Genomic DNA, 24442 nt, shown 5'->3' with positions numbered 1-24442 from the left:
ACAGGATCTGTGTACACCGGACCTGTGGGGGCTGGCTTGCAAGCGATGAGGCCAGAACAGGCACCGTAGAGGTAACTGAATAATGCACACCTGGATCAACGCCCTGTCCGACCTGCAATCTCGCGGCGAGCCCTGCGTACTGGTGACCATCATCGAAGAACGTGGCTCGACGCCACGCAACGCCGGCTCGAAAATGGTCGTCAGCGCCGAGCAGCTGTTCGACACCATCGGCGGCGGCCACCTGGAATACAAGGCCATGCACATCGCCCGGCAGATGCTTGCCGAGCGCCGTGAAGCGCCGCACCTGGAACGCTTCAGCCTCGGCGCCAGCCTCGGCCAGTGCTGCGGCGGCGCCACCGTGCTGCTGTTCGAACCGATGGGCCAGGTCCAGGCGCAGATCGCCGTGTTCGGCGCAGGCCATGTCGGCCGCGCTCTGGTACCCTTGCTCGCCGCCTTGCCCTGCAAGGTGCGCTGGATCGATTCGCGCGAGCAGGAATTCCCCGAGCACATGCCGGCCGGGGTCAGCAAGATCGTCAGCGAAGAGCCGGTGGATGAAGTCGATGACCTGCCCGCTGGCAGCTACTGCATCGTCATGACCCACAACCATCAGCTGGATCTGGAACTGACCGCAGCGATCCTCAAACGCAATGACTTCACCTGGTTCGGCCTGATCGGCTCGAGGACCAAGCGCGTCAAGTTCGAGCATCGCCTGCGTGAACGCGGCTTTGCCGAGGAGCGCCTGCAGCGCATGCGCTGCCCGATGGGCATCGCCGAGGTCAAGGGCAAGCTGCCGATCGAGATCGCCGTGTCGATCGCCGCCGAAATCATTGCCACCTACAACGCCAGCTTTGGCCAGCACAACAACGCTGCCAACGCCGGCCCCATTGCCCAATTGCTGCCGCCGTCACGGCGCAGCCAAGCCATATGACGAGAGCCCTATGAGCGCAACCCGCAAAGCCTACCGTGCCGCCATCCTGCACAGCATCGCCGACCCAGCCGAAGTAGGCGTCGAAGCCTCCTATCAGTATTTCGAAGACGGCCTGATGCTGATCGACAACGGCAAGATCAGCGCCCTGGGCCATGCCCGCGACCTGCTGCCGACCCTGGCGGCTGACATCGAGGTTGAGCATTACCAGGATGCCCTGATCACCCCGGGCTTTATCGACACGCATATCCACTTCCCGCAGACCGGCATGATCGGCTCCTACGGCGAGCAGTTGCTGGACTGGCTCAACACCTACACCTTCCCCTGCGAGAAGCAGTTTGCCGACAAGGCGCATGCCGACAAGGTCGCGAAGATCTTCATCGAAGAACTGCTGCGCAACGGCACCACCACCGCCCTGGTGTTCGGCAGCGTGCACCCCGAATCGGTCAATGCCTTCTTCGAACACGCCGAGCGCCTGGACCTGCGGATGATTGCCGGCAAGGTGATGATGGACCGCAATGCCCCGGACTACCTGACCGACACCGCCGAATCCGGCTATATCCAGAGCAAGGCGCTGATCGAGCGCTGGCATGGCAAAGGCCGCCTGCACTACGCGGTGACCCCGCGCTTTGCGCCGACCAGCACCCCGGAGCAACTGACCCTGGCCGGCCAGTTGCTGGGCGAATACCCCGACCTGTACATGCACACCCACCTGAGCGAAAACCTCAAGGAAATCGACTGGGTCAAGGCGCTGTTCCCGGAGCGCAAGGGCTACCTGGACGTCTACGATCACTTCAAGCTGCTCGGCCAGCGCTCGGTGTTCGCCCACGGCGTGCACCTGTGCGACGACGAATGCCAGCGCCTGGCAGAAACCGGCTCGGCCGTGGCCTTCTGCCCGACCTCCAACCTGTTCCTCGGCAGCGGCCTGTTCAACCTGCCGCAGGCCGAGAAGTTCAACGTCAAGGTCGGTTTGGGCACCGACGTCGGGGCCGGTACCAGCTTCTCGCTGCTCAACACCCTGAATGAGGCCTACAAGGTCATGCAACTGCAGGGTGCGCGGCTGAGCCCGTTCAAGTCACTGTACCTGGCAACCCTGGGCGGCGCCCGGGCGCTGAGCCTGGACGACCGTATCGGCAGCCTGCGGCCCGGCAACGATGCCGACTTCGTGGTACTCGATTACAAGGCCACGGCGCTGATGGACTACCGCCTCCAGCAGTCGAACAGCATCGACGAGACGCTGTTCGTGCTGATGACCCTGGGCGACGACCGTACCGTCAAGCAGACCTTCGCCGCCGGCCGCTGCGTGCACCAGCGCTAAGGCTCGCGCGCCAGCCCCCGGTACAAGGCGCCGCCGATCACTGCCCCGATCAGCGGCGCCACCCAGAACAACCACAGCTGCTGCAGCGCCCAGCCACCGACGAAAATCGCCGGCCCCGTGCTGCGCGCCGGGTTCACCGAGGTGTTGGTGACCGGAATCGAGATCAGGTGGATCAGCGTCAGTGCCAGGCCGATGGCAATCGGTGCAAAGCCCGCCGGGGCACGGCTGTCGGTGGCGCCCATGATGATCAGGATGAACATCGCGGTCATCACCACCTCACTGGCAAAGCCTGCCGCCAACGAATAGCCGCTGGGGGAATGCTCGGCATAGCCATTGGACGCCAACCCTGCCGACAACTCAAAGCCCGCCTTGCCGCTGGCAATGAAGTAGATCAGCGCTGCGCCGAGAATCGCGCCAATCACCTGGGCGATGACGTAGGGCAGCAGGTCCTTGAGCGGAAAACGCCCGCCCACCACCAGCCCGAGCGACACCGCGGGGTTGAGGTGGCATCCGGAAATATGGCCGATGGCGAAAGCCATGGTCAGCACGGTCAGGCCAAAGGCCATGGCCACCCCGACCAGGCCGATACCGATGGGGAGCGACGCGGCGATCACCGCACTACCGCAGCCACCCAGCACCAGCCAGAACGTCCCGATCAGTTCAGCACCCATGCGTTTGCTCAGGGGCATCGACATATACCTGTCCTCAAGTAGTTGAAGTTCTACGCATAGCGCGCAAGCCCAACTGCTTGATGAAGGTTTGCGGTGGATCAGGTGAGAATCTAGCAGAGGCTGGATAACCTGCCAGTGGCCGGAAAGCATCGCGGGGCAAGTCGAATCGTCGCACCGCGATTGGGTGTTACTGGCCTTCAACCCTTGAGCGGTGCAACCCCACCACGCTTCTTGGTCTGCAGCAGGTGCGAGAACACCGCATGCAGGTCATCCGACGCGCTGTCTTCGTCGAGGTTGAGCTTGCTGTCGATGTGGTCCATGTGGTGCATCATCAGGCTCACCGCCTGGTTGACGTCACGGGCCTCGATGGCGTCGATCAGTTGCATGTGCTCGTCGTAGGAGCAATGCGAGCGGTTGCCGCTTTCGTACTGGGCAATGATCAACGAAGTTTGCGACACCAGGCTGCGCTGAAAGCTGATCAGCGGCGCATTGCCTGCAGCCTCTGCCAGCTTGAGGTGAAACTCGCCGGACAAACGAATGCCGGCGCCGCGATCGCCACGGGAGAAGCTGTCACGCTCGTCGCGGACCATCTGGCGCAATTCGTTGAGTTGCTCGGCGGTGGCATGCTCGACCGCAAGCTCGGTGATGGCGCGCTCGACCATGCGCCGCGAGAAGAACACCTGGCGGGCTTCCTCGACCGTCGGGCTGGCCACTACCGCGCCGCGGTTGGGCCGCAGCAGCACCACGCTTTCGTGGGCCAGGCGCGACAGGGCGCGGCGGATGATGGTGCGGCTGACGCCGAAGATCTCGCCCAGGGCTTCCTCGCTCAACTTGGTACCCGGCGCCAGACGCTGCTCGAGGATGGCCTCGAAAATGTGCGCATAGACGATATCGTCCTGGGTTCCGCTACGACCGGCCTTGCCGGTACGCACTGGTTTCTTGAGAGGTTGCAGCTGTTCGTTCATGGGCACTCGAGCACGGAGATCCGCCAGTCGGACCCTGACTGTAATACCAGCCAGAGGGGCGATGGCAAGTCCTGGTAAGAAAATTAAACGATTAAGGTATTGGCACATTGTACACAGCCGCAGGGATTTCTGCAGGTGGCGATAGCCTTTATAGCTGCACAGGCAAATTATCTGAGCACAACAACGAAAACATTATTTGCATTCTTTGTATACAAACGCATAATCCATCCGTGCAACTTCCTGACCCAGAAGTCAACAAACGGTCCGGTGGCCTGCCATCCCATCCGCCTCACAGAGCCCCCCAGTGCGTGCGCAGGACTGGCTCTGGAAAACAAGAAAAGACTTGAGGAGTACACGCTGTGGAAAGCCGCAAATCCGACGCCCCTACGCTGGATCTTGCCCCACCGCTCGAAACGAGCTGGCTGGAGCGGATTTTCAAACTCAAGCTACATGGCACCACCGTCAAAACCGAAATGATCGCCGGGTTGACCACCTTCATCACCATGGCCTACATCATCTTCGTCAACCCCAACATCATGGCCGATGCTGGCATCGATCACGGCGCGGCGTTCGTCGCCACCTGCATCGCCGCCGCCCTCGGCTGCCTGTTGATGGGCCTGTACGCCAACTGGCCAGTAGGCTTGGCACCGGGCATGGGGCTCAACGCCTTCTTTACCTACACCGTGGTCGGGACCATGGGCTACACCTGGGAAGCTGCGCTGGGCGCAGTGTTCGTCTCCGGGGTGCTGTTCATGCTGCTGACCTTGTCGCGGGTGCGCGAATGGCTGCTCAACAGCATTCCAGTCAGCCTGCGTCATGCCATGGGTGCCGGCGTCGGATTGTTTCTCGGACTGATCGGTCTTAAAACCGCAGGGATTGTCGTCGACAGCCCGGCGACCCTGATCAAGCTCGGCTCGCTGCACGAGCCTGGCCCGCTGCTGGCGGCCATCTGCTTTTTGATGATCGCGGTGCTCAGCTACCACCGGGTGTTCGGCGCGATCCTGATCAGCATCATCAGCGTCACCCTCGCCGGCTGGGGCCTGGGCCTGGTGGAGTACGGCGGATTGTTCTCGCTGCCGCCGAGCCTGGCGCCGACCTGGATGGCCATGGATGTCGCCGGCGTGTTCAACGTCAGCATGATTGCCGTGGTCTTCGCCTTCCTCTTCGTGCACATGTTCGACACCGCCGGCACACTGATGGGCGTGGCCCAACGGGCCAACCTGGTGAATGCCGACGGGCGCATCGAAAACCTGTCGCGAGCGCTCAAGGCCGACAGTGCATCGAGTGTGTTCGGTGCCGTGGTCGGCGTACCACCGGTGACCAGTTATGTAGAGAGTGCTGCCGGGGTCGCCGCCGGTGGCCGTACCGGGCTGACTGCCGTGGTGGTCGGCCTGTTCTTCATCGCCGCGATGTTCTTCGCCCCGCTGGCCGGGATGATTCCGGCCTATGCGACTGCCGGTGCCTTGATCTACGTGGCGATGCTGATGATGGGCAGCATGGCCCATATCGATTGGGACGAAGCCACCGACAGCATTCCGGCAATCGTCACCGCGATCATGATGCCGCTGACCTTCTCGGTCGCCGACGGCATCGCCCTGGGCTTTATCACCTATGTGGTGCTCAAGGCCGGGACCGGGCGCTACAAGGAGATCTCGGCAAGCCTGTGGGTGCTGACGGCGATCTTCATTGCCAAGTTCGTGTTCCTCTAAACACGGCACACTGCTACAACAGAGCCTCACCTTCGGGTGGGGCTTTTTGTTGTCGGCTAAACAGTGCTGATGCCTGAGTGGTCCCTGTGGGATCTCGAATGACAGGCAAAAAAAAAGGTTCTTCACGGAATTTCGGGGACTATGAGCCTTGGGGTGGGGTTGGTTGCGAGCTTATCCATTCGGTGTGGCGCCGCTGCTGGCCCCTTCCGCCCTTACGGCGGCCTACTTTTCTCTTGGGAAAAGGTAGGCAAAACCGCTTGCTCCTGCATACGGCCCTACGCTGCGCTTCGGGTCCCTTCGCTACGGCGCCCTCCGGGGCATCGCGGCCTACGACTTGCTACGCCAAGTCTACGTCTCGCGTCTTCGGCTGACGCCGAAGGTGCTGCGCACTGCCCCTACAGGCACCTCCACTCAGCCTCCTGAAGTCGCTTTTGGCGGCGCCTGGAATTACGTGCATGAAGATCAAGATCAGCATCAAGATGAAGCAGGCCAGTCCTCGCTTTGGGGTCAGTTTGGCTACGCCATAATCTGCTTTCGCAGATACGCCAGTGCAGGCGCCGCCCGTAACTTCGCGACTTCAGGAGGCTGAGTGTAGGTGTCTGGAGGGGGCTGGTGCGCAGCACCCTTCGGCGTTAGCCGAAGACGCGAGACGTAGACTTGCGTAGCAAGTCGTAGGCCGCGATGCCCCTGGAGGACACCGAAGCGAAGGAACCCGAAGCGCAGCGTAGGGCCGTATGCGGGAGCGAGCGGTTTTGCCTACTTTTCCCAAGAGAAAAGTAGGACGCCGTAAAGGCGGAAGGGGCCGGCAGCGGCGCCACAGCAAATGGATAAGCTCGCAGCCGGAACAAGCCAAGCCAAGCCAAGCCAAGGATCCTAGCCCCCCAGGATTCCATGAAGAACCATAAAAAAAGCCCGCAGTGTGAGCGGGCAAGGACCTACGAAGATTCTTCTAGCGACCAACTAGCTTCCACGGTAGGTCGAGTAACTGTACGGCGAGATCAACAACGGTACGTGGTAGTGATCCTGCTCGGCACTGATGCCGAAACGCAGCACCACCACATCAAGGAAAGCAGGCTCGGGCAATTGCACGCCGCGGGCACGGTAGTAGTCGCCGGCGCTGAACTGCAACTGGTAGACGCCGCTGCGATAATCATCGCCTTGCAGCAGCGGCGCGTCGCAACGGCCATCGCTGTTGGTCAGGGTGGTGTTCACCAGTTCCAGCTGCTGGCCTTCGACCCGGTACAGCTCGACCTTGATCGAACTGCCAGGGCAGCCATGCGCGGCATCCAGTACATGCGTGGTCAAACGTCCCATTGCTTGCTCGCCTCTGTTCTATGTGTGGGCAAAAAATACCCGCACGCCAGGCTCAGAACGCCCGACAACGTGCGGCTGTCGGATTATTAAGACATTTTTCTTAAATATTGTACACAATAATTCAGTATTCTTTCCTGACACCCCGCCCCTCCCCTGTAAATACGCCATCAGTCGCAAAACCACGCCACTGGCCGACGTGCCCGTCATTAGCTGACCGATCAGGCAGGTTTCTTGCAGGGCTCCTTATAGAGGCTGGAGTGGGTAAAAAGGCAAAGAAAAGCGAAAAAACAGGCTTACAAATCGCAAACAAAGTTGTATACAATCATTCTATCGTCGTGGCCGATACCCTACCCGGGTGCCCACGCCCTCCGCATTCACGTACAAGAAGGAAGACTGCAGTGAGCGCTGATTACCCTCGCGACCTGATCGGTTACGGCAACACCCCACCCCATCCGCGCTGGCCGGGGAATGCCCGCATTGCTTTGTCTTTCGTGCTCAATTACGAGGAAGGTGGCGAACGCAACATCCTGCACGGGGATAAAGAGTCCGAAGCCTTCCTCTCGGAAATGGTCGCTGCCCAGCCACTGCAGGGCGCGCGCAACATGAGCATGGAATCGCTCTACGAGTATGGCAGCCGCGCTGGCGTCTGGCGCCTGCTCAAGCTGTTCAAGGACACTGGTGTGCCACTGACCATCTTCGCCGTGGCCATGGCCGCCCAGCGTCATCCGGACGTGATCCGCGCCATGGTCGAAGCCGGTCACGAGATCTGCAGCCACGGCTACCGCTGGATCGATTACCAATACATGGACGAGGCCCAGGAGCGCGAGCACATGCTCGAAGCCATCCGCATCCTCACCGAACTCACCGGCGAGCGTCCGCTGGGCTGGTACACCGGCCGCACCGGGCCGAATACCCGCCGCCTGGTGATGGAGGAAGGCGGCTTCCTCTACGACAGCGACACCTACGACGACGACCTGCCCTACTGGGAACAGAACAACCCGACCGGCAAGCCGCACCTGGTGATCCCCTACACCCTGGACACCAACGACATGCGCTTTACCCAGGTGCAGGGTTTCAACTGCGGCGAGCAGTTCTTCCAGTACCTCAAGGACGCTTTCGATGTGCTCTACGAAGAAGGCGCCGAGGCCCCGAAGATGCTCTCGATCGGCCTGCACTGCCGCTTGATCGGCCGCCCGGCGCGCCTGGCCGCGCTCAAGCGCTTCGTCGAGTACGCCAAGAGCCATGACCAGGTCTGGTTCGCCCGGCGCGTGGACATCGCCCGTCACTGGCATGCCACCCACCCTTTCCAAGCCGAGAAAGCACAATGACCGCATTCAAGACCCTGAAGCCTTCGAGCCTGGATCGCACAGCGTTCGTCGAAGCCTTCGCCGACATCTACGAACACTCGCCATGGGTTGCCGAGAAGGCCTACGACCTGGGCCAGTTGCAGGAAATCGAGCAGATCGAAGCCCTCCACCAGCGCATGAGCGACATCCTCCTGAGCGCCGACCACGCCGCTCAGCTGGCGCTGATCAACGCGCACCCGGACCTCGCCGGCAAGGCCGCGATCCAGGGTGAACTGACCGAATCGAGCACCCATGAACAGGCCGGCGCCGGTATCCACCAGTGCACCGCGCAAGAGTTCGAGCGCTTCACCGAGCTCAACGATGCCTACAAAGAGAAATTCAAGTTCCCGTTCATCATGGCGGTCAAAGGCAGCAACCGGCACCAGATCCTCGCCGCCTTTGAGAAGCGCATCCACAACTCGGTCGAGGCCGAGTTCAAGGAAGCGCTGGCGCAGATCAACCTGATCGCCCTGTTCCGCCTGCTGCAGCTTTAAGGGCGTCGACCGCCGGGCTGGCCCGAGTGCGCTACGCGAGCGTACCCAGGGCCTGACCGGCGCAACAACGACACCCTCCACAACACAGAATAAAGAGAATCCGCATGCGCACTTTAGTGATTGAGCCCCTGAGCAAAGAAGCCTTCGCCCCTTTCGGTGACGTGATCGAAACCGACGGCAGCGACCACTTCATGATCAACAACGGCTCGACCATGCGCTTCCATCGTCTGGCCACGGTCGAAACCGCACAACCCGACGACAAGGCGATCATCAGCATTTTCCGCGCCGACGCGCTGGACATGCCCCTGACCGTACGCATGCTGGAGCGCCATCCGCAGGGCAGCCAGGCTTTCATTCCGCTGCTCGGCAACCCCTTTCTGATCGTGGTCGCGCCACTTGGCGATGTACCTGTATCGGGCCTGGTCCGTGCCTTCATCAGTAATGGAAGGCAGGGCATCAATTACCATCGCGGCGTCTGGCACCACCCGGTGCTGACGATCGAAAAGCGGGATGACTTCCTGGTGGTTGATCGCAGTGGCACTGGCAACAACTGCGATGAGCATTTTTTCAATGAGGATGAGCAATTGATCCTCGCCCCCCACCAATAAGAGAAGACCTGAGCACCCGGCTACAGGGTGCCAGGGTAGAGGTAAAGACTGTGGAAGCACATCTGTTGGAATGGCTGAACCTGAGCGTGCGTTGGGTTCACATGATCACTGGCGTGGCATGGATTGGCGCGTCGTTCTACTTTGTCTGGCTGGAAAACAACCTCAACCGGGCCAACCCGCGCGACGGTCTGTCCGGCGATCTCTGGGCCATTCACGGTGGCGGGATCTACCACCTGGAGAAGTACAAGCTGGCTCCGCCAAAAATGCCGGAGAACCTGCACTGGTTCAAATGGGAAGCCTACTTCACCTGGATGTCGGGTATCGCCCTGCTGTGCCTGGTGTTCTACTGGAACCCGACCCTCTACCTGCTGGCCCCTGGCAGCACCCTGAGCGGCGGTGAAGGCATTGCCATCGGTGTCGGTTCGCTGATCGCCGGCTGGTTCATCTATGACTTCCTCTGCGACTCGCCGCTGGGCAAGCGCCCTGGCCTGCTCGGCCTGGTGCTGTTCGTGCTGGTCATCGCCGCCTGCTACGGTTTCAGCCAGGTGTTCAGCGGCCGTGGCGCGTACCTGCACACTGGCGCGATCATCGGCACCATCATGGTCGGCAACGTGTTCCGCATCATCATGCCGGCCCAACGTCAGCTGGTAGCCGCCATCGAAGCCAACCAGACGCCGGACCCGCTGCTGCCGGCCAAGGGCCTGCTGCGCTCGCGGCACAACAACTACTTCACCCTGCCGGTGCTGTTCATCATGATCAGCAACCACTTCCCGAGCACCTATGGCAGCCAGTACAACTGGTTGATCCTGGCCGGTATCGCGGTGGCTGCGGTGTTGGTGCGTCACTACTTCAACACCCGTCATGACAGCAACAAATACGCCTGGACCCTGCCGGTCGGCGCCCTGGCGATGATCTGCCTGGCGTACGTCACCGGCCCAGCGCCGATGCCAAGCGCCCCTGAGCAGGCCGCCGCCAAGGTCGAGTACCAGCCGTTGCCGGAAACCGCCCTGGGTGGCAAGACCGCTGCCGAGAAAGCGGCTGAACAGGCCGCCGCCCCAGCCCAGCCTGCGGCATCTGCGCAAGCGCCCGCCGGTGCCACCGCCAAGCTCGACGATGCCGGTTTCGACAAGATCCACAGCGTCATCCAGGAACGTTGCACCGTGTGCCACTCGGCCAAGCCGACCAGCCCGCTGTTCAGCGCCGCGCCTGCCGGGGTGATGCTCGATACCCCGCAGCAGATCCAGCAACAGGCCGCGCGCATCCAGGCGCAAGCCGTGGCGACGCAGATCATGCCGCTGGGCAACATCACCCAGATGACCCAGCAGGAACGTGACCTGATTGGCGCCTGGGTCGCCAAGGGAGCACCGACCCACTGAGGCCGCCACACGCTGCCAACTGTAAGCGACAAGCAAAAAGCTGCAAGCCAAGCGCAACCTCCTGCTTCTCCTTGAAGCTTGGCGCTTGAAGCTTGCAGCTCCAAGAATAAAAACAAAACCGAGGTGTTGCATGTCCGAGTCACGCAAGGCGTACATCCCTGTTGCGCCCCCACGACAGCCACTGCCCCTGTTCCAACTGTTCCTGGTGGGTCTGCAGCATGTGTTGCTGATGTACGGAGGCGCGATTGCCGTGCCGCTGATCATCGGTCAAGCCGCCGGACTTTCTCGTGAAGAAGTCGCTTTCCTGATCAATGCCGACCTGCTGGTCGCTGGTGTCGCCACCATCGTCCAGTCGTTCGGCATTGGCGCAGTCGGCATCCGCATGCCGGTGATGATGGGTGCAAGCTTTGCCGCGGTCGGCAGTATGGTGGCCATGGCCGGCATGCCTGGCGTCGGCCTGCAGGGGATTTTCGGTGCGACCATCGCCGCCGGCTTCTTCGGCATGGTCATTGCACCGTTCATGTCCAAGGTCGTGCGTTTCTTCCCGCCGCTGGTGACCGGCACGGTCATCACCTCGATCGGCCTGTCGCTGTTCCCGGTTGCGGTCAACTGGGCCGGCGGCGGTGCCGATGCCGCGCCCTTCGGCTCCCCCGTCTACCTGATCGTCGCCGGCCTGGTGCTGGCCACCATCCTGCTGATCAACCGCTTCATGCGTGGTTTCTGGGTCAATGTCTCGGTACTGATCGGCATGGGCCTGGGCTACATCCTTGCAGGTTCCATCGGCATGGTCGACCTCTCGGGCCTGAGTGAAGCGCCATGGGTGCAGGTGGTGACCCCGCTGCATTTCGGCATGCCGACCTTCAGCCTGGCGCCGATCCTGTCGATGTGCCTGGTGGTGGTGATCATCTTCGTCGAGTCCACCGGCATGTTCCTCGCCCTGGGCAAGGTCACCGACCGCGAAGTCACCCCCGGCATGCTGCGCCGCGGCCTGATGTGTGATGCCGGTGCGTCGTTCGTGGCCGGCTTTTTCAACACCTTCACCCACTCATCCTTCGCCCAGAACATCGGCCTGGTGCAGATGACCGGCGTGCGCTGCCGCTACGTCACCGTGGTCGCCGGCGGCTTTCTGATCCTGCTCAGCCTGCTGCCCAAAGCGGCGTTCCTGATTGCCTCGATTCCGCCTGCGGTGCTGGGCGGTGCGTCGATCGCGATGTTCGGCATGGTCGCCGCCACCGGCATCAAGATCCTCCAGGAAGCCGACATCGCCGACCGCCGCAACCAGTTGCTGGTGGCCGTCAGCGTCGGCATGGGCCTGATCCCGGTAGTGCGTCCGGAGTTCTTCGCGCAGATGCCGCAGTGGATGGAACCGATCACCCACAGCGGCATTGCCATGGCCACGGTCAGCGCCTTGGTCCTCAACCTGCTGTTCAACATCCTCGGTGGCGCCGAACGCGCCGCCCACAACGATACCGTCCACCAGCACTGAGCCTTTGGGCGGCGCTTGCCGCCCGGCATCACCCAAGCAATACGCAAGGCCGTCGACCCGTGGGAGCGGGTCGGCCGGGGCGCTTCGCGCCAAAAAAAACCGAAAACCAACAATAACAAAGCCGGGAATCACAACATGAAAGGCATCACCACTTCCCTCCTGTTGGGTAGCAGTCTGCTGGCCACCTTGCCAGCTGCCGCAGGGGACTTGCTGCTCTGGCACACCAACAGCCTCACCTACCTCTACGGCAAGGACTTCCAGGTCAACCCCGCGATCCAGCAGACGGTGACCTTCGAACATGCCAACAAGTGGAAGTACGGCGACACCTTCCTGTTCATCGACAAGATCTTCTACAACGGCGGCACCGACCGCAGCAAAGGCAACAACACCTACTACGGTGAGTTCAGCCCGCGCCTGTCGTTCGGCAAGATCTTCGATCGCAAATTCGAGTTCGGTCCGATCAAGGACGTGTTGCTGGCCATGACCTACGAGTCTGGCGAAGGCGACAACGAGGCCTACCTGATCGGCCCCGGCTTTGACCTGGCGATCCCCGGCTTCAACTACTTCACCCTCAACATCATGCAGCGCAACACCGAAGGCAGCCGCCCGGGTGATCGCGTCTGGCAGATTACCCCGACCTTTTCCTACACCATCCCTGTGGGCAAATCCGACGTCCTGATCGACGGCTACATGGACTGGGTGGTGGACAACGACCAAAGCAGGCGCGGCACCTATCACGCCAACCTGCAGTTCAACCCGCAGGTCAAATACGACCTGGGCAAGGCCCTGAACCTTGGGGCCAAGCAGTTGTACGTGGGTATCGAGTACAGCTACTGGAAAGACAAATACGGCATCGAGAACAGTGGCCGGCTGGACACCAATCAGAGTGTTACCAGCGCCCTGGTTAAGGTTCACTTCTAAAAGCTGACCAAACGCACAGTTTTTGCCCCACCCGCTCCAGGACGGAGCACTTGAGGACCGGCGCGCAAGCCAGTAATCTGCGCGCCCCCTCGATCAGGGCAGGACGGATCCTGCCTGCGTTTGCTGACCGCTCAGTCAATGAATTCGGGCGGTTGGCAAGCGTCACGCCAACCTGAAATACCCTTTTCAACTGTTCAGAAAGACGTCGAGCAGGATTGCTTGTGACTGACCCGGAAGGTTGGTCCAGCTCTTGCCAAACGTCTGTGGCCAATCGAAAAAAACTGACCCTAAAGACAAGTATTTACCCAAAAGGTGCCACACCAGAGCACCACGAAGAATCCATCAAGGGAGCAACTACGCGATGCGTATTACCAACAGCCTGATCCTTGCCAGCGGCCTGCTGGCGGCCAGCACCGCCGCCACTGCCGGTGATCTGCTGCAATGGCAGAACAACAGCCTGACTTACCTGTGGGGCAAAAACTTTGCCGTCAACCCGTCGATCCAGCAGACCGTGACCTTCGAGCACGCCGATGCCTGGAAGTACGGCGACAACTTCATCTTCGTCGACAAGATCTTCTACAACGGTGGCAAGGACTTCAACAACGGCCCCAACACCTACTACGGCGAGATCAGCCCACGCCTGTCGTTCGGCAAGATCTTCGACCAGAAGCTGGCCTTCGGCCCGGTCAAGGACGTGCTGCTGGCGATGACCTACGAGTTTGGCGAAGGCGACACCGAGTCCTACCTGATCGGCCCGGGTTTCGACCTGGACATCCCAGGCTTTGACTACTTCCAGCTGAACTTTTACCAGCGCAACACCGAGGGCAGCCGTGCCGGTGACAACGTCTGGCAGATCACCCCGGTCTGGTCCTACACCATTCCCGTGGGCAAGTCCGACATCCTCATCGATGGCTTCATGGACTGGGTCGTGGACAACGACGCCACCAGCCGCCGTGGCACCTACCACGCCAACCTGCACTTCAACCCGCAGGTCAAGTACGACCTGGGCAAGGCGCTGAACTGGGGCGAGAAGCAGCTGTATGTCGGTTTCGAATACGACTACTGGAAGAACAAGTACGGCATCAAGGACAGCGACGCCTTCGATACCGATCAGAACACTGCCAGCTTCCTGGTCAAAGCGCACTTCTGATCAAAGAGGCAAAGCCCTTCGGGCTTTGATCGCCGGCAAGGCCGGCTCCCACAGGAGCGGTTCAACACCTGACCCTGTGGGAGCTGGCGTTGCCAGCGATGAGGCCATCAGCTTCTGACAGCACGCCAGAGCTTGCCGATCAGCGCAACCACTGCCAACACTGCAGCACCGGCGACAATCCCCACCCCGGCATTGAGCAGCGTACTGGTCAGCACCCCGCCGCGCCCTTCGCTGAAGGCTTCAATGGCATGGTGCAACGGCGCCACGCCGTGGACCAGAATCCCGCCGCCAACCAGAAACATCGCCGCAGTGCCAATCACCGACAGGCTTTTCATCATGTACGGCGCCGCCCGCAGGATGCCGTTGCCGATCGCCTTGGCCGCGCTCGAGGCCTTCTGGGTCAGCCACAGGCCCAGGTCATCGAGCTTGACGATGCCGGCCACCAGGCCATAGACACCGATGGTCATGACAATGGCGATACCCGAGAGCACGATGATTTGTTGAGTCAGCGGCGCATCGGCAACCGTGCCCAGGGTGATGGCGATGATCTCGGCCGACAGGATGAAGTCGGTGCGCACCGCGCCCTTGATCTTGTCTTGCTCGAAAGCCACCAGATCGACCGCAGGATCGGCCACCGCTTCCGTCAGCGCCACATGCTCGGCCTGGTCTTCTTCCTTGCTGTGGAGGAACTTATGCGCGAGCTTCTCGAAGCCTTCAAAGCACAGGAATGCACCGCCGACCATCAGCAGCGGTGTCACCGCCCAGGGAATGAAGGCGCTGATCAGCAGCGCCGCCGGCACCAGGATCAGCTTGTTGAGGAACGAGCCCTTGGCCACCGCCCAGACCACCGGGATTTCCCGCTCGGCGCGCACGCCGGTAACCTGCTGGGCGTTGAGCGCCAGGTCGTCGCCCAGCACCCCCGCGGTCTTTTTTGCCGCGACCTTGGTCATTACCGAGACATCGTCGAGTACCGTGGCGATATCGTCGATCAATACCAGAAGACTGCTTCCTGCCATGTTTGCCTGATTCCAGCGGGTTGAGAGGGCCACAGTCTAGCTCAAAGTCGCCACCTTGAGCCGCTTGCGAACGCGGTGCTACCATGCGCAACCGCCCTCCCAGGCCCGGTGCCGCCAGCGGCCAGACACGAGGAACAGCGTCAACCATGAGCAGCATTCGCGAGCGCAACAAAGAACTGATCCTGCGCGCGGCCAGTGAAGAGTTTGCCGACAAGGGCTTCGCCGCCACCAAGACCAGCGACATCGCGGCCAAGGCCGGCCTGCCCAAGCCCAACGTCTATTACTACTTCAAGTCCAAGGAAAACCTCTACCGCGAGGTCCTGGAAAGCATCATCGAACCGATCATGCAGGCGTCGACGCCGTTCAATGCCGACGGCGACCCCAAAGAGGTATTGAGCGCCTACATCCGCTCCAAGGTACGCATCTCCCGCGACCTGCCGTTTGCGTCCAAGGTGTTCGCCAGCGAAATCATGCACGGCGCCCCGCACCTGAGCCCGAGCCAGGTCGAGCAGCTCAACGACCAGGCCCGGCACAACATCGAGTGCATCCAGGCCTGGATCGACCGCGGCCAGATCGCCCCGCTCGACCCGCATCACCTGATGTTCAGCATCTGGGCGGCGACCCAGACCTACGCTGACTTCGACTGGCAGATCTCGGTGGTCACCGGCAAGGCCAAGCTCGATGACAGCGATTATGAAGCGGCGGCGCAGACCATCATTCGCCTGGTGCTCAAGGGGTGTGAGCCGGACGCTTAGGCAAATTTGCCGAGATCCCTGTGGGAGCTGGCTTGCCAGCGATGAGGCCAGCGAGCGCTTTGCGCTCGATCGCTGGCAAGCCAGCTCCCACAGGTTCCGCGATAGGCCTTAAGCCGCTACACCGGCATCCGCCGTCAACCCCGCCTCCTCGATCGCACTGATCGCGCACTGCTCGTCGATATCCGAGGTATCGCCACTGATACCGATCGCCCCCAGCACCACGCCCTGCTGATTCCGAATCAGCACCCCACCCGGCGCCGGCACCACCGGGCTCTGGCCCAGGCCATTGAGCGCGGCAAAGAATGCCGGGCGCTGTTGCGCGTCCAGCGCCAGCAGGCGCGACCCCTTGCCCAGGGCAATCGCGCCCCAGGCCTTGCCCATCGCCACTTGCGGGCGCAACAGGCTGGCGCCGTCTTCACGCTGCAGGGCCAGCAGATGCCCACCGTTATCCAGCACCGCCACGGTCAACGGCGCGGAGGAGATCTTGCGCCCGGCCACCAGCGCAGCGTTCACCAGGCTGACAGCGACTTTCAAGGTCAAAGCGTTCATGAAAAGGTCCTCTTGTTGTTAGAAGCCCTGAGGGCAGGTGTAAAAATCAATAGAACAAATAGAACACAATGGCGAACTTATTTGTATACAATATTTTCTGTGCGATGAACCAATCCTGACGAAATGCCATTTTTAAAGGCTTCCCGACGAAAGCACCGATCGCCGATGAAAATGGATTGACCAGAGTCGCTTGGCGTGAATACACTCTGGTGAAAAGCCATTTGTATACAATTACAAAATCAAAGAGGCACAAAACCATGAGCAAAATGAGAGCAATCGATGCAGCCGTTCTGGTGATGCGCCGCGAAGGTGTGGAAACCGCGTTTGGCATCCCGGGTGCAGCCATCAACCCCCTGTACTCGGCCCTGAAGAAAGTCGGCGGTATCGATCACGTCCTCGCTCGTCACGTTGAAGGCGCCTCGCACATGGCCGAGGGCTACACCCGCACCAAGGCCGGCAACATCGGCGTGTGCATCGGCACTTCCGGCCCTGCCGGCACCGACATGGTCACCGGCCTGTACAGTGCCTCGGCCGACTCCATCCCGATCCTGTGCATCACAGGGCAAGCGCCACGTGCGCGTATGCACAAGGAAGATTTCCAGGCCGTCGACATCACCAGCATCGTCAAGCCGGTGACCAAGTGGGCGACCACCGTTCTGGAGCCCGGCCAGGTGCCGTATGCGTTCCAGAAGGCGTTCTATGAAATGCGCTCCGGCCGCCCAGGCCCGGTGCTGATCGACCTGCCGTTCGACGTGCAGATGGCGGAAATCGAATTCGACATCGACGCCTACCAGCCGCTGCCCGTACAAAAGCCTGCGGCCAACCGCGTCCAGGTCGAGAAAGCCCTGGCCATGCTCGACAGCGCCGAACGCCCATTGCTGGTTGCCGGTGGCGGCATCATCAATGCCGATGCCTGCGACAAGCTGGTGGAATTCGCCGAGCTGACCGGTATTCCAGTAATCCCGACCCTGATGGGCTGGGGCATCATCCCCGACGATCACCCGCTGATGGTGGGCATGGTCGGCCTGCAGACGTCGCACCGCTACGGCAACGCCACCATGCTCAAGTCCGACGTGGTACTGGGTATCGGCAACCGTTGGGCCAACCGTCACACCGGCTCCGTTGACGTCTACACCGAAGGCCGTCGCTTCATCCACGTCGATATCGAACCGACCCAGATCGGCCGCGTCTTCACCCCGGACCTGGGTATCGTTTCCGACGCCGGCGCCGCCCTGGATGTATTCCTCGAAGTGGCCCGCGAGTGGAAAGCCGCCGGCAAGCTCAAGGACCGCAGCGCCTGGCTGGAAGATTGCCAACAGCGCAAATCGAGCCTGCAACGCAAGACCCATTTCGACAACGTGCCGGTCAAGCCACAGCGCGTTTACCAGGAAATGAACCAGGTATTCGGCAAGGACACCTGCTACGTCAGCACCATCGGCCTGTCGCAGATCGCCGGCGCGCAGTTCCTCCACGTCTACAAGCCGCGTCACTGGATCAACTGCGGCCAGGCCGGCCCACTGGGCTGGACCATCCCTGCTGCGCTGGGCGTGGTCAAGGCTGACCCGACTCGCAAGGTCGTGGCGCTGTCCGGCGACTATGACTTCCAGTTCATGATCGAAGAGCTGGCGGTGGGCGCGCAGTTCAACCTGCCCTACGTCCACGTGCTGGTGAACAACTCCTACCTGGGCCTGATCCGCCAGGCCCAGCGCGGCTTCGAGATGGACTACTGCGTGCAACTGGCGTTCGAGAACGTCAACGCACCGGAACTCAATGGTTATGGTGTCGATCACGTCGCCGTGGTCGAAGGCCTGGGCTGCAAGGCCCTGCGCGTGACCGAGCCTGGCGAGATCGCCCCGGCCCTGCTCAAGGCGCAGAAACTGGCCGAAGAGTTCCGGGTACCGGTGGTGGTCGAGGTTATCCTCGAGCGCGTGACCAACATTTCCATGGGCACCGAAATCAACGCGGTCAACGAATTCGAAGACCTGGCGCTGGTCGGCAACGACGCGCCAACCGCGATTTCCCTGCTCGACTGATCGCTGCGAAGGCCCTGATGCCGGGTGCACAGGGCCCCTTTTTGCAAGGAGACAACCATGCCACGTTTCGCCGCCAACCTGTCCATGCTGTTCACCGAGCAGGACTTCCTCGCCCGTTTCAAGGCCGCTGCCGACGCCGGCTTCAGCGGGGTCGAGTACCTGTTCCCGTACGACTTCAGCTCGGCTGAAATCAAGCAGCAGCTCGATGCTCACGGCCTGACCCAGGTGCTGTTCAACCTGCCGGCCGGCGACTGGGCCAAGGGTGATCGCGGCATCGCCTGCGACCCGGCCCGCGTTGCAGAATTCCGCGCCGGTGTCGATCTTGCCATCGCCTATGCCCAGGTACTGGGCAACACCCAGGTCAACTGCCTGGCCGGCATCCGCCCGCAAGGCCCGGACTGCGCCACGGTGCGCACGACCTTCGTCGACAACCTCAAGTTTGCCGCCGACAAGCTGCAGGCCGCCGGAATCAAGCTGGTCATGGAAATGATCAACACCCGCGACATCCCCGGCTTCTACCTGAACACCACCCAACAGGCGCTGGAGATCCAGGCGCAAGTTGCCAGCAGCAACCTGTACCTGCAATACGACATCTATCACATGCAGATCATGGAAGGGGATCTTGCCCGTACCGTGGAAAGCAACCTGGCCAAGATCAACCACATCCAGCTGGCCGACAACCCGGGCCGCCACGAGCCAGGCACCGGCGAGATCAACTATCGCTTCCTCTTCGAACACCTGGACCGCATCGGCTACCAGGGCTGGGTGGGCTGTGAATACAAGCCGCTGACCACCACCGAAGCGGGCCTTGGCTGGCTGAAGACCCATAACGCGATCTGACGCACTGACGGGCCTCGACAATCCCTGTGGGAGCTGGCTTGCCAGCGATGAGGCCCTCACAGCTACACCGCATTGTTCCCATCGCTGGCAAGCCAGCTCCCACAGGGGCCCGGCCCGCCAGCCGAGATTGAATAATTACAAGAGGCATTTCTCATGGCTAAAATCGGATTTATCGGCACCGGCATCATGGGCCGGCCAATGGCGCAGAACCTGCAAAAAGCCGGGCACAGCCTGTTCATCTCCACCCACCACGATGCCGCGCCTGCCGACCTGGTCGCCGCTGGCGCCGTGGCCCTGGCCAACCCGAAAGAAGTGGCCCAGGAAGCTGAATTCATCATCGTCATGGTGCCCGATACCCCGCAGGTTGAAGCGGTGCTGTTCGGCGACAACGGCGTGGCTCAGGGCGTGGGCCCGAACAAGGTGGTGATCGACATGAGCTCGATCTCGCCGACCGCCACCAAAGCCTTCGCCGAGAAGATCAAGGCCACCGGCGCGACCTACCTCGACGCCCCGGTTTCCGGCGGTGAAGTCGGTGCCAAGGCCGCGACCCTGAGCATCATGGTCGGCGGTTGCCCGAATGCCTTCGAACGCGCCCTGCCGCTGTTCCAGGTCATGGGCAAGAACATCACCCGCGTCGGCGGCAGCGGCGACGGCCAGACCGCCAAGGTCGCCAACCAGATCATCGTTGCCCTGAACATCCAGGCGGTGGCCGAAGCCCTGCTGTTCGCCGCCAAGAACGGTGCGGACCCGGCCAAGGTGCGTGAAGCACTGATGGGCGGTTTCGCCTCTTCGAAGATTCTCGAAGTACACGGCGAGCGCATGATCAAGGGCACCTTCGATCCGGGCTTCCGTATCAGCCTGCACCAGAAGGACCTGAACCTGGCCCTGCAAGGCGCCAAGGAACTGAACATCAACCTGCCCAACACCGCCAACGCCCAGCAAGTGTTCAGCACCTGCGCCGCGATCGGCGGCGCCAACTGGGACCACTCGGCGCTGATCAAAGGCCTGGAACACATGGCTAACTTCTCGATCCGGGACGAAAAATAAGCTGCAAGCCCCAAGCTTCAAGCGGCAAGAAAAAGCAGGCCGCGCATCGATCTGCTTTCTCTTGCAGCTTGTAGCTTGAAGCTTGTCGCTACCAGCGCCCCTGGATATGCCTGCACGGAGGCGGATCCCGGGGCGCTGTCGATTCTGAAAAACAATAAGATTGGAGCCTGCCATGTCGGTCGATCCGCAACACTTTCTGCGCGAGCTGTTCGCCACGGCCATCGATGCCGCGCATCCCCGCCAGGTCCTTGAAGCCCACCTGCCCAGCGACCGCAGCGGTCGCGTTATCGTCATCGGTGCCGGCAAGGCTGCCGCCGCCATGGCCGAAGTCGTCGAGCGTGCCTGGAAGGGCCCGGTGTCCGGCCTGGTGGTCACCCGCTACGGCCACGGCGCCAGCTGCTCGAAAATCGAAGTGGTCGAAGCCGCCCACCCGGTCCCGGACGCCGCCGGCCTGGCCGTGGCCAAACGGGTGCTGGAAATGGTCAGCAACCTCACGGCTGACGACCGGGTGATCTTCCTGCTCTCCGGTGGCGGTTCGGCGCTGCTGGCGCTGCCTGCCGAAGGCCTGACCCTGGCCGACAAGCAACAGATCAACAAGGCCCTGCTCAAATCCGGCGCGACCATCGGCGAGATGAACTGCGTGCGCAAGCACCTCTCGGCGATCAAGGGCGGGCGCCTGGCCAAGGCCTGCTGGCCGGCCACCGTTTACACCTATGCGATTTCCGATGTACCCGGGGACCTGGCCACGGTGATTGCCTCCGGCCCGACCGTGGCCGACCCGAGCACTTCGGCCGAGGCCCTGGCGATCCTCAAGCGCTACAACATCGAAGCGCCCGCAGCGGTCACCGCCTGGCTGAACAACCCGGCGTCCGAGACAGTCAAGGCCGATGACCCGGCCCTGGCCCGCAGCCACTTCCAGCTCATCGCCCGCTCCCAGCAGTCGCTCGAAGCCGCCGCGGTCAAAGCCCGCCAGGCCGGTTTCAGCCCGCTGATCCTTGGCGACCTGGAAGGCGAATCGCGCGAAGTGGCCAAGGTCCATGCCGGCATCGCCCGGCAGATCGTCCTGCACGGCCAACCGCTGTCGCCGCCTTGCGTGATCCTCTCCGGTGGCGAAACCACCGTGACCATACGCGGCAATGGCCGTGGCGGGCGCAATGCCGAGTTTCTGCTGAGCCTGACCGAAAGCCTCAAGGGCCTGCCCGGGGTCTATGCCCTGGCCGGTGACACCGACGGCATCGACGGCTCCGAAGACAACGCCGGCGCCCTGATGACCCCGGACAGCTACGCCCGCGCCGCGGCATTGGGCCTGTCGGCCAGCGATGAACTGGACAACAACAACGGCTACGGCTACTTCGCCGCGCTCGATGCCTTGATCGTCACCGAGCCGACGCGGACCAACGTCAACGATTTTCGCGCCATCCTGATTCTCGAGAGTGCCCGACATGACGCCTGATAAGAAAGTCAAAATCCTTGCCACCCTCGGCCCTGCGATCAAGGGCATCGATGACATCCGCCAGCTGGTCGAGGCCGGGGTGAACATCTTTCGCCTGAACTTCAGCCACGGCGAACATGAAGACCACGCCCTGCGCTACCAGTGGATCCGCGAGGTGGAGAGCCAGCTCAACTACCCGCTGGGCATCCTCATGGACCTGCAAGGGCCCAAGCTGCGCGTTGGCCGCTTTGCCGAGGGCAAGGTCCAGTTGCAACGCGGCCAGGCCCTGCGTCTGGACCTGGACAGCACCCCAGGCACTGCCTCGCGGGTCAACCTGCCGCACCCGGAAATCATCGCCGCGCTGGAGCCGGGCATGGACCTGCTGCTCGATGACGGCAAGCTGCGCCTGCGGGTGACCGCCAAGCACAGCGACGCCATCGAGACCGAAGTGCTCAACGGCGGCGAGCTGTCCGACCGCAAGGGCGTCAACGTGCCGCAAGCGGTACTGGAGCTGAGCCCGCTGACCGCCAAGGACCGCCGCGACCTGAGCTTCGGTCTGGAGCTGGGCGTGGACTGGGTGGCGCTGTCGTTCGTCCAGCGCCCGGAAGACATCGTCGAAGCGCGCCAGCTGATCGGTGACCGCGCCTACCTGATGGCCAAGATCGAGAAACCTTCGGCGGTGACCCAGTTGCGTGCCATCGCCGAGCTCAGCGACGCGATCATGGTCGCCCGTGGCGACCTGGGCGTGGAAGTGCCGGCCGAAAGCGTGCCGCAGATCCAGAAAAGCATCATCAACACCTGCCGCGAACTAGGTAAACCGGTGGTGGTGGCTACGCAGATGCTCGAATCGATGCGCTTCTCCCCGGCCCCGACCCGCGCCGAAGTCACCGACGTGGCCAACGCCGTGGCCGAAGGCGCCGATGCGGTGATGCTCTCGGCCGAGACCGCCTCGGGTGACTACCCACTGGAAGCGGTGCAGATGATGAGCAAGATCATCCGCCAGGTGGAGAATGGCCCGGACTACCAGGCGCAACTCGACGTCGGCCGGCCGAAAGCCGAAGCCACCGTGTCGGACGCCATCAGCTGCGCGATCCGCCGCATCAGCGGCATCCTGCCGGTGGCGGTGCTGGTCAACTACAGCGAGTCGGGGGCTTCGACCCTGCGCGCCGCCCGCGAGCGGCCACGGGCACCGATCCTCAACCTGACCCCCAACCTGTCCACCGCCCGGCGCCTGAGCGTTGCCTGGGGTGTGCACTCGGTGGTCAACGATCGCCTGCGCCAGGTCGACGAAATCTGCTCCACCGCGCTGGAAATCGCCCAGGCCCAAGGCATGGCCAGCCGTGGCGATACCCTGTTGATCACTGCCGGTGTGCCTTTTGGCAAGCCAGGGTCGACTAACACGCTGCGGATCGAGACCTTGATCTGAAGGTGAGGCCTATCGCGGGTCAAGCCCGCTCCTACAGGCCTGTGGGAGCGGGCTTGACCCGCGATGAGTGCAACACAAACCCCAGGTGGGACAACCCGGCCCAAAGAGGCGCCCCACTCCACATCAACCCAGACTGCCCCCATGTACACCAAGAATTTCGTCAACCCGTGCCCCGACTGGGCCACGGCCTTGCTCAACGGCTTCAGCCAGGTGCTGCTGCAGCGCAATCCGCTGTGTGGCCTGTGCTGCTTGCTGGCGATTACCCTGACCGCGCCCGACCTGGTCGGTGGCGCCTTGCTCGGTGCCCTCGCCGGGCTGCTGACCGCCCAGCGTCGCGGCTACAACCGCAGCGACCGCCAGGCCGGCCTGTACAGCTACAACGGCGTGCTGATCGGCCTGTTGATCAGCTATGCCCTGCCCTGGTCGGCGATCCTGCCGCCCCTGATCATCGCCGCCGGCGGCCTGAGCAGCATGCTCGTGCACCAGTGGCTCAAGCGCGCCGGGCCCCGGCAACTGCTGCCCGCCTACACGGCGCCGTTCGTGTTGCTCGGCTGGGCTGCGCTGGCCATGGCCGAACCCGCCAGCGCCGCCAGCACCAGCGTCGAGGCCAACCCGCTGTTCGCCCTGGCGCGCGGTCTCGGGCAGATCTTCTTGCTCGACCAGCCCCTGGCCGGAGGGCTGATCGCCATCGGCCTGCTGATTTCCAATCGCTACGCAGCAGTCTGGGCCCTGCTCGGCTCGGCCATCGGCGGCAGCGTGGCGTTGCTCGGTGGCGAAGCGATGGCGGCCTATAACGGCCTGTTCGGCTTCAACGCTGCCCTTGCCGCCCTGGCCTTCAGCCAAGAGCGCCAGCGGCCCTGGTTGCCGCTGCTGGCCATCGTCCTGGCGATTGCCCTGCAACCGGCGTTCAGCCTGCTGCCAGTGCCCGGTCTGACCGCGCCGTTCATTCTCGCCTGCTGGCTGCTGCACGGCGGTGGCCGCCTGCTGCGCCTGCCGGCGTCCCACAGCCGGCGTCGCTTGCACAGCTGAGGTGCAGCCCCTAGGCTCTGCCCATCTGCCTT

22 protein-coding genes are annotated in these 24442 nt (G+C 62.4%); 17 read left to right on the top strand and 5 right to left on the bottom strand.

Going from position 1 to position 24442, the window contains the following annotated elements:
• Positions 1 to 82: 82 nt before the first annotated feature.
• Together xdhC and guaD are read left to right on the top strand one after the other, a co-directional pair.
• Complete coding sequence (xdhC, locus tag PspR32_RS07990; RefSeq protein ID WP_010226032.1) at positions 83 to 928, top strand: xanthine dehydrogenase accessory protein XdhC; 846 nt, start codon at positions 83 to 85, stop codon at positions 926 to 928.
• A 10-nt stretch (positions 929 to 938) separates the two neighbouring features.
• Complete coding sequence (guaD, locus tag PspR32_RS07985) at positions 939 to 2243, top strand: guanine deaminase (protein WP_159388290.1); 1305 nt, start codon at positions 939 to 941, stop codon at positions 2241 to 2243.
• Here guaD and aqpZ read toward each other — a convergent pair.
• Positions 2240 to 2932: an aquaporin Z gene (aqpZ, locus tag PspR32_RS07980; RefSeq protein WP_010226035.1), complete on the bottom strand. Its 693-nt coding sequence runs from the start codon at positions 2930 to 2932 to the stop codon at positions 2240 to 2242. The genes guaD and aqpZ overlap by 4 nt on opposite strands.
• A 179-nt stretch (positions 2933 to 3111) precedes the next feature.
• Complete coding sequence (locus tag PspR32_RS07975) at positions 3112 to 3879, bottom strand: GntR family transcriptional regulator (protein WP_010226037.1); 768 nt, start codon at positions 3877 to 3879, stop codon at positions 3112 to 3114.
• A 359-nt stretch (positions 3880 to 4238) separates the two neighbouring features.
• Between PspR32_RS07975 and PspR32_RS07970 the strand changes: the two genes are divergently transcribed.
• A complete protein-coding gene (locus tag PspR32_RS07970) occupies positions 4239 to 5588 on the top strand; it encodes an NCS2 family permease (RefSeq protein WP_010226038.1) in 1350 nt (449 codons plus the stop codon).
• A 960-nt stretch (positions 5589 to 6548) separates the two neighbouring features.
• Here PspR32_RS07970 and uraH read toward each other — a convergent pair.
• Positions 6549 to 6902, bottom strand: coding sequence for a hydroxyisourate hydrolase (gene uraH, locus PspR32_RS07965; RefSeq protein WP_010225132.1), 354 nt, complete (start codon positions 6900 to 6902; stop codon positions 6549 to 6551).
• Between the two features lie 398 nt (positions 6903 to 7300).
• Here uraH and puuE point away from each other — a divergent pair, with 398 nt between their 5' ends.
• The 7 genes from puuE (at position 7301) to PspR32_RS07930 (ending at position 14283) form a co-directional block, all read left to right on the top strand.
• Positions 7301 to 8230: an allantoinase PuuE gene (gene puuE, locus PspR32_RS07960; protein ID WP_010225130.1), complete on the top strand. Its 930-nt coding sequence runs from the start codon at positions 7301 to 7303 to the stop codon at positions 8228 to 8230.
• Complete coding sequence (gene uraD / locus PspR32_RS07955) at positions 8227 to 8742, top strand: 2-oxo-4-hydroxy-4-carboxy-5-ureidoimidazoline decarboxylase (protein ID WP_010225129.1); 516 nt, start codon at positions 8227 to 8229, stop codon at positions 8740 to 8742. Before puuE ends, uraD begins: the two co-directional genes overlap by 4 nt.
• A 104-nt stretch (positions 8743 to 8846) precedes the next feature.
• Positions 8847 to 9350 (top strand): ureidoglycolate lyase, encoded by a 504-nt coding sequence (locus tag PspR32_RS07950; RefSeq protein WP_010225127.1) that lies wholly within the window; start codon positions 8847 to 8849, stop codon positions 9348 to 9350.
• Positions 9351 to 9400: 50 nt separating this feature from the next.
• Positions 9401 to 10726 carry a urate hydroxylase PuuD gene (locus PspR32_RS07945; protein WP_036994362.1) on the top strand — a complete coding sequence of 442 codons (1326 nt, stop codon included), beginning with the start codon at positions 9401 to 9403 and terminating at the stop codon, positions 10724 to 10726.
• 130 nt (positions 10727 to 10856) lie between these two features.
• Complete coding sequence (locus PspR32_RS07940) at positions 10857 to 12212, top strand: nucleobase:cation symporter-2 family protein (RefSeq protein ID WP_010225113.1); 1356 nt, start codon at positions 10857 to 10859, stop codon at positions 12210 to 12212.
• Between the two features lie 135 nt (positions 12213 to 12347).
• Positions 12348 to 13133 (top strand): outer membrane protein OmpK, encoded by a 786-nt coding sequence (locus PspR32_RS07935; RefSeq protein ID WP_010225112.1) that lies wholly within the window; start codon positions 12348 to 12350, stop codon positions 13131 to 13133.
• 361 nt (positions 13134 to 13494) lie between these two features.
• Complete coding sequence (locus PspR32_RS07930) at positions 13495 to 14283, top strand: outer membrane protein OmpK (protein ID WP_010225111.1); 789 nt, start codon at positions 13495 to 13497, stop codon at positions 14281 to 14283.
• 107 nt (positions 14284 to 14390) lie between these two features.
• On the opposite strand, the gene PspR32_RS07925 is transcribed toward PspR32_RS07930, so the two are convergent.
• Positions 14391 to 15299 carry a DUF808 domain-containing protein gene (locus tag PspR32_RS07925; protein WP_100783427.1) on the bottom strand — a complete coding sequence of 303 codons (909 nt, stop codon included), beginning with the start codon at positions 15297 to 15299 and terminating at the stop codon, positions 14391 to 14393.
• 146 nt (positions 15300 to 15445) lie between these two features.
• On the opposite strand from PspR32_RS07925, the gene PspR32_RS07920 reads away from it, so the two are divergent.
• Complete coding sequence (locus PspR32_RS07920; RefSeq protein WP_010225109.1) at positions 15446 to 16054, top strand: TetR/AcrR family transcriptional regulator; 609 nt, start codon at positions 15446 to 15448, stop codon at positions 16052 to 16054.
• Between the two features lie 108 nt (positions 16055 to 16162).
• Here the strand turns inward: PspR32_RS07920 and PspR32_RS07915 are convergent, their stop codons facing one another.
• Complete coding sequence (locus PspR32_RS07915) at positions 16163 to 16603, bottom strand: GlcG/HbpS family heme-binding protein (protein WP_010225106.1); 441 nt, start codon at positions 16601 to 16603, stop codon at positions 16163 to 16165.
• A gap of 257 nt (positions 16604 to 16860) precedes the next feature.
• On the opposite strand from PspR32_RS07915, the gene gcl reads away from it, so the two are divergent.
• The 6 genes from gcl to PspR32_RS07885 all read left to right on the top strand — a co-directional run bounded on the left by gcl (position 16861) and on the right by PspR32_RS07885 (position 24410).
• Positions 16861 to 18636 carry a glyoxylate carboligase gene (gene gcl, locus PspR32_RS07910; RefSeq protein WP_010225104.1) on the top strand — a complete coding sequence of 592 codons (1776 nt, stop codon included), beginning with the start codon at positions 16861 to 16863 and terminating at the stop codon, positions 18634 to 18636.
• A 57-nt stretch (positions 18637 to 18693) separates the two neighbouring features.
• Positions 18694 to 19476: a hydroxypyruvate isomerase gene (gene hyi / locus PspR32_RS07905; RefSeq protein WP_010225103.1), complete on the top strand. Its 783-nt coding sequence runs from the start codon at positions 18694 to 18696 to the stop codon at positions 19474 to 19476.
• A 153-nt stretch (positions 19477 to 19629) separates the two neighbouring features.
• Complete coding sequence (locus tag PspR32_RS07900; RefSeq protein ID WP_010225102.1) at positions 19630 to 20523, top strand: 2-hydroxy-3-oxopropionate reductase; 894 nt, start codon at positions 19630 to 19632, stop codon at positions 20521 to 20523.
• Positions 20524 to 20695: 172 nt separating this feature from the next.
• Positions 20696 to 21976, top strand: a complete 1281-nt coding sequence (locus PspR32_RS07895; protein WP_159388289.1) for a glycerate kinase type-2 family protein — start codon at positions 20696 to 20698, stop codon at positions 21974 to 21976.
• The gene (gene pyk / locus PspR32_RS07890) at positions 21966 to 23381 is read left to right on the top strand and encodes a pyruvate kinase (RefSeq protein WP_010225100.1); all 1416 of its coding nucleotides are present in this window, start codon (positions 21966 to 21968) and stop codon (positions 23379 to 23381) included. The genes PspR32_RS07895 and pyk overlap by 11 nt, the downstream gene beginning before the upstream one ends.
• A 141-nt stretch (positions 23382 to 23522) precedes the next feature.
• Positions 23523 to 24410, top strand: a complete 888-nt coding sequence (locus PspR32_RS07885; RefSeq protein ID WP_010225099.1) for an urea transporter — start codon at positions 23523 to 23525, stop codon at positions 24408 to 24410.
• The last annotated feature ends 32 nt before the right edge of the window (positions 24411 to 24442 follow it).

It is taken from the genome of Pseudomonas sp. R32, from assembly GCF_009866705.1.
GTDB lineage: Bacteria > Pseudomonadota > Gammaproteobacteria > Pseudomonadales > Pseudomonadaceae > Aquipseudomonas > Aquipseudomonas donghuensis.
Note: the sequence above shows the minus strand (reverse complement) of the source record. Positions and strands in the feature narration are given on the sequence as shown.

What these genes read in the sequence shown, in the direction of transcription:
- xdhC (WP_010226032.1), top strand. Translation starts at nt 83, where the DNA reads ATGCACACCTGGATCAACGCCCTGTCCGACCTGCAATCTCGCGGCGAG.
- guaD (WP_159388290.1), top strand. Translation starts at nt 939, where the DNA reads ATGAGCGCAACCCGCAAAGCCTACCGTGCCGCCATCCTGCACAGCATC.
- aqpZ (WP_010226035.1), bottom strand. Translation starts at nt 2,932, where the DNA reads ATGCCCCTGAGCAAACGCATGGGTGCTGAACTGATCGGGACGTTCTGG.
- PspR32_RS07975 (WP_010226037.1), bottom strand. Translation starts at nt 3,879, where the DNA reads ATGAACGAACAGCTGCAACCTCTCAAGAAACCAGTGCGTACCGGCAAG.
- uraH (WP_010225132.1), bottom strand. Translation starts at nt 6,902, where the DNA reads ATGGGACGTTTGACCACGCATGTACTGGATGCCGCGCATGGCTGCCCT.
- uraD (WP_010225129.1), top strand. Translation starts at nt 8,227, where the DNA reads ATGACCGCATTCAAGACCCTGAAGCCTTCGAGCCTGGATCGCACAGCG.
- PspR32_RS07950 (WP_010225127.1), top strand. Translation starts at nt 8,847, where the DNA reads ATGCGCACTTTAGTGATTGAGCCCCTGAGCAAAGAAGCCTTCGCCCCT.
- PspR32_RS07940 (WP_010225113.1), top strand. Translation starts at nt 10,857, where the DNA reads ATGTCCGAGTCACGCAAGGCGTACATCCCTGTTGCGCCCCCACGACAG.
- PspR32_RS07935 (WP_010225112.1), top strand. Translation starts at nt 12,348, where the DNA reads ATGAAAGGCATCACCACTTCCCTCCTGTTGGGTAGCAGTCTGCTGGCC.
- PspR32_RS07930 (WP_010225111.1), top strand. Translation starts at nt 13,495, where the DNA reads ATGCGTATTACCAACAGCCTGATCCTTGCCAGCGGCCTGCTGGCGGCC.
- PspR32_RS07925 (WP_100783427.1), bottom strand. Translation starts at nt 15,299, where the DNA reads ATGGCAGGAAGCAGTCTTCTGGTATTGATCGACGATATCGCCACGGTA.
- PspR32_RS07920 (WP_010225109.1), top strand. Translation starts at nt 15,446, where the DNA reads ATGAGCAGCATTCGCGAGCGCAACAAAGAACTGATCCTGCGCGCGGCC.
- PspR32_RS07915 (WP_010225106.1), bottom strand. Translation starts at nt 16,603, where the DNA reads ATGAACGCTTTGACCTTGAAAGTCGCTGTCAGCCTGGTGAACGCTGCG.
- gcl (WP_010225104.1), top strand. Translation starts at nt 16,861, where the DNA reads ATGAGCAAAATGAGAGCAATCGATGCAGCCGTTCTGGTGATGCGCCGC.
- hyi (WP_010225103.1), top strand. Translation starts at nt 18,694, where the DNA reads ATGCCACGTTTCGCCGCCAACCTGTCCATGCTGTTCACCGAGCAGGAC.
- PspR32_RS07900 (WP_010225102.1), top strand. Translation starts at nt 19,630, where the DNA reads ATGGCTAAAATCGGATTTATCGGCACCGGCATCATGGGCCGGCCAATG.
- PspR32_RS07895 (WP_159388289.1), top strand. Translation starts at nt 20,696, where the DNA reads ATGTCGGTCGATCCGCAACACTTTCTGCGCGAGCTGTTCGCCACGGCC.
- pyk (WP_010225100.1), top strand. Translation starts at nt 21,966, where the DNA reads ATGACGCCTGATAAGAAAGTCAAAATCCTTGCCACCCTCGGCCCTGCG.
- PspR32_RS07885 (WP_010225099.1), top strand. Translation starts at nt 23,523, where the DNA reads ATGTACACCAAGAATTTCGTCAACCCGTGCCCCGACTGGGCCACGGCC.